Below are 3,968 nucleotides of genomic sequence, written 5' to 3'. Positions count from 1 at the left end.
CCCTGAGGACGCTGCGATCGCTGCAACAGGACTTCACTAGCTACGAGGGCTTGCTACCCAAGCAGCTTAGTCGGATGCAGGATATTGAAGCCCAAGGAAAAGCCATTCTAGACGCATTGCTAGCCCGGTTAGATGCAGAAACTCGGCGACGCGGTGAAGCCGATAGCCATTCAAACTATTCTCCCCCCCAAGGCTACACCTATCCACCAGTCACAAACGGGCAAACTACTCCCCATCAGTCTCTAGAGAGCAGTCCAGTCCAGCCCTATGACCGCACTTCCTTGGTGTCCCCACCAACTATTGGCTCCGCTAGGGTTGAGCCACAATTGCCGCCCATGGGCGATCACTTGCCTCCCAGACCTATTGCACCAGCCGACAGCCGCCCTTCAACCATGATCCAGGGCATTTGGTTGATGCTAATTTCTACCCTGGGGTTGTCGATTCATAACGTGGTGGTCAGCATTATTGGCTTTGGCGGCAAGTTATTTGGCATTGAAGCACTCCAGTTTGGCCCCTATATCAACCTAGTTATTGGTAATTCACTGCTCATCTTGCTGTTGCGCATGATGGTGGTGGTGCCCTGTTTAGCATGGGTAGCGCCACGCCTTTATCCTAACGTTTGGAGGGATTTGGAGCGGTTTTTGAAATCTCGTGACAAAGGCTCCCTATGGCTGGTGATTGGCAGTGGGGCTTGTCTATTTGTGTCCCAAGTGTTGATTTATATCGCGATCGCCAAAATTGGTGCTGGAGTCGCTGTTACGATTCTGTTCATGTATCCCATGTTCACGATTCCTCTGTCGTGGTGGCTATTGGGCGATCGACCGACTAGACTGCGCTGGGCTGTAGTCATATCTGTGGCTTTAGGGGTTATTCTCACTGCGCTGCCTCGCTTAACCCTAAAAACTGGCTCCTCTCTGGGAGATATTTTGATTGCTGTGGCTTCTGGAATAGCCTTTGCCTTCTATCTAATCACCATGGGACAGTGCTTCAAAAAGCAGATCTTGCATCCGGTGTCGCTGAGTCTGGTACAGTTTACAACCATTTTGTTTCTAGCAGCCATTAGCCTATGGTTACCTTTGCCACCAGAGTACAAGCTACAAGTTACTCAGGGCAAATGGGGTGGCATTTTGGCTGGTGCTTTAGTGTTGGGTGTGCTGACACTAATTGGCTACCTTGCCAACAACCTAGGCACTAAGGTTTTAGGGCCATCGCGCACTGCCATTTTCTCATCGGCAGGCCCTGTGCTAACCGCAGTTTTGGCCTTTGTGTTAACTCCCAGCCCTCAAAGCAGATTAGGCCCTGTGCAAATGCTTGGTATCCTAGTGGTCACATTGGCAGTTGCGGCATTAACTCAAGAGAAAAAGCCGACACCTGCCCTTGCATCAACAGGTAACAAACGCTAAAGGATGGCTAGGCATCTATGCGGGTTGTGTTGTCTGGCTATTACGGTATGGGGAACGGGGGCGATGAAGCATTGCTAGCTTCGTTGTTGCAAAACTTGCCAGCAACTGTAACGCCAGTTGTGTTGTCAGGTAACCCCTTCGAGACAGAGAAGCGCTATGGAGTGGCAACTTGTAGACGTAAATCTCTGCGAGAAGTGGTACGAGCTATTTATCAAGCCGACGGATTAGTTTGGGGAGGCGGCAGCTTGATGCAAGATGCTACTAGCCTCGCAAGCCCTTTCTACTACGCTGGATTGATGATGTTGGCACAACGGCTAGGAAAGATAACGATCGCTTGGGCGCAGGGAATTGGCCCGCTGCACCATGCTGTTACCCGGTGGCTCGCTCGCCAAACTTTTCGTTACTGCACCGCAGTGAGTGTGCGTGATGATGCTTCCGCTAGGCTGTTAACTGAGTGGAAAATTCCCTGTACCCTAGCCCCTGATCCAGTGTGGGCAATGACAGCATCTCCTGTACCGGGGTTTGCCAATCTTCCTGCTCCACGAGTCGCGGTGGTGCTTCGTCCTTCCCCGCAACTGACTTCTAGTCGCCTAGCTGCCATAACTCAAGCATTGAAATGGTTTCAAGATTCAACCCAAACCTATGTGTTGTTGATTCCATTTCAGCCTAGTAAGGATATGGAAATTGCTCAACATATCCATACTCAACTACCAGAGGTCAGTCAGATTCTTTGTCTGGATGATCCGAGGATGTTAAAGGGGGTGTTTCAAGGTGTGGAAATGACGATCGCCATGCGGCTCCACGGTGTCATCATGGCTGCTGCCGAGGGCAGCCGTTGCTTCGCCCTGAGCTATGACCCCAAGGTAGAACACCTGATGACAGCCCTTAACTTACCAGGGTGGAACTTGGAGCATCTGCCAGAGAGTCCTAGCCAAATTTGTCAAGCTTGGTTAGAGTGCTATGCCAATAGCGATGCGCTAATGCCAGAGCAGATCCAGGGGTTAGTCGATCGTGCCCTTATCCACCGCGATCTGTTGCATCAACATTTGTGCAGTAGCTCTCTACACTCCAAATAATCACGACTTGCTCTGGGTCGCGGCATATCCTAGTTTTCGATGCCATCCTTAACAAATGCTCTACAGTGAAGATTAAGAATACAGCTAAGAACTGATAGAACTGTGTTGCTGGATTTCAGAGAATCAGCAGAGAGCAGCCGTACGCAAAATCATGGCGCATTGGTAGATTTGAATCGTAACAATTCGGTGTAACTAGTGTTTAATCGTTAGCAACACTAGCAGCCTGGTTCTTGGCAAAAATGTCCTAAACCCCTCATAGCAGGTGCCTTACTAGGAGTGGACTGTTAGTAGCGCCCAGTGTTAGTCGTTAGCAGCCCTCTTCGACCAGAGAATTCTTGAGTTAATTGACGGAATTAATACTAGCAGGCTTGAAAACCCATGTAGAATGACAGCTAAGCATATGTGACCAGAATACAGAATATATCGTCTGGTATTTGCATGGTTCTATTTGCATGGTTCAAAGCAGTTAAGCGATTTAGATTAGGGTTTGGGTTCATTATTCATTAGTGCTTCTACGGGGAATGCTTTGTTAAGTTGCACAAATACAGAGTTCATCTCTATATCGTTAGCTTTAATGTGGCCCTGTGTTAGTTAGCGTACATCCTAGGGTGGGTTTGTTAATATCTGTAGTTACGGCAGTGAAGATTGAGGGAGTTTTGAATGCTGATTTGTCCTCAATGTCAGTTTGAAAACCAACTAAGTAATCGGTTTTGTCAGGAATGTGGCACGCCACTGACCCATAAAATCTGTCACTCTTGTGGAGCAGATGTAGCTCTAGATGCTGAAACCTGCAATAGTTGTGGTGCCGTGGTAGGCACATATTGGTGGGCGATCGTACAGACAGAACCACCAGAAACAATCCCTGTGGGGGAATATTTAGATAGAGCCCAACGCTATCGGTTACTACAAACCCTGCCAATTTCTGCCACCACGAGTACAGAACTAGAAACCTTGGTTCTAGACTGCCGACCCTTTCAGATGTCACTGCTAGAGGTTTTGTTTGCCCAAAAGTCTGAAAGCCAAAACCTGCGACAGGCAGGGCTAGACCCTGCTGTGACAACAATTCAGGATGTTATTCCAGAAACCGCTCGTCCCTATCTCGACTTGCAAGCTCAGCTAGACCCTGCTTTACCAGCAATTTACGATGCATGGAGGCAAGGTAATTGCCAAGTTGTGTTGCTAGAGAATCGCTCTGACTGGACTCGCTTAGTTGATAGCTGGCAGTCTGAACGAGCATCCCTACCTCAGCAGCTATATTGGCTGCATGAAATGGTGCTGCTATGGGAGGCATTAGAGCCATGGCGCTGCCGCCAGAGCCTATTGGCACTGGATAACTTGGTGGTGGATGAAGACTTGGTTTTGTGTATGCGTCGTCTTTGGGTAGAGGATAATGACCTCTCTCTCCGGGATTTGGGTGCATTCTGGCAACAACTATTCAATACAGCAGAAGAAACTCAAGTTGATGTTGCCAAACTGTTGGATGATTTGC

General features: G+C 48.8%; 3 protein-coding genes. All 3 read left to right on the top strand.

The genetic code is table 11. From position 1 onward, the window contains the following. On the top strand, positions 1 to 1,403 hold a 1,403-nt coding region (locus tag NZ772_15225), incomplete at its 5' end, for a DMT family transporter (protein MCS6814906.1). 17 nt (positions 1,404 to 1,420) lie between these two features. Beyond that, a complete protein-coding gene (gene csaB, locus NZ772_15220; GenBank protein MCS6814905.1) occupies positions 1,421 to 2,479 on the top strand; it encodes a polysaccharide pyruvyl transferase CsaB in 1,059 nt (352 codons plus the stop codon). Positions 2,480 to 3,139: 660 nt separating this feature from the next. Next, a partial coding sequence (locus NZ772_15215) for a zinc ribbon domain-containing protein (protein ID MCS6814904.1) occupies positions 3,140 to 3,968 on the top strand: 829 nt, incomplete at its 3' end.

Source organism: Cyanobacteriota bacterium, assembly GCA_025054735.1.
Classification (GTDB): domain Bacteria; phylum Cyanobacteriota; class Cyanobacteriia; order SKYG9; family SKYG9; genus SKYG9.
The sequence above is the reverse complement of the archived record's forward strand: the minus strand, read 5'-3'. Positions and strand labels throughout refer to the sequence as shown.

Excerpts from the sequence above, each read along its gene's own strand:
- csaB (MCS6814905.1), top strand. The coding sequence starts at position 1,421 with ATGCGGGTTGTGTTGTCTGGCTATTACGGTATGGGGAACGGGGGCGAT.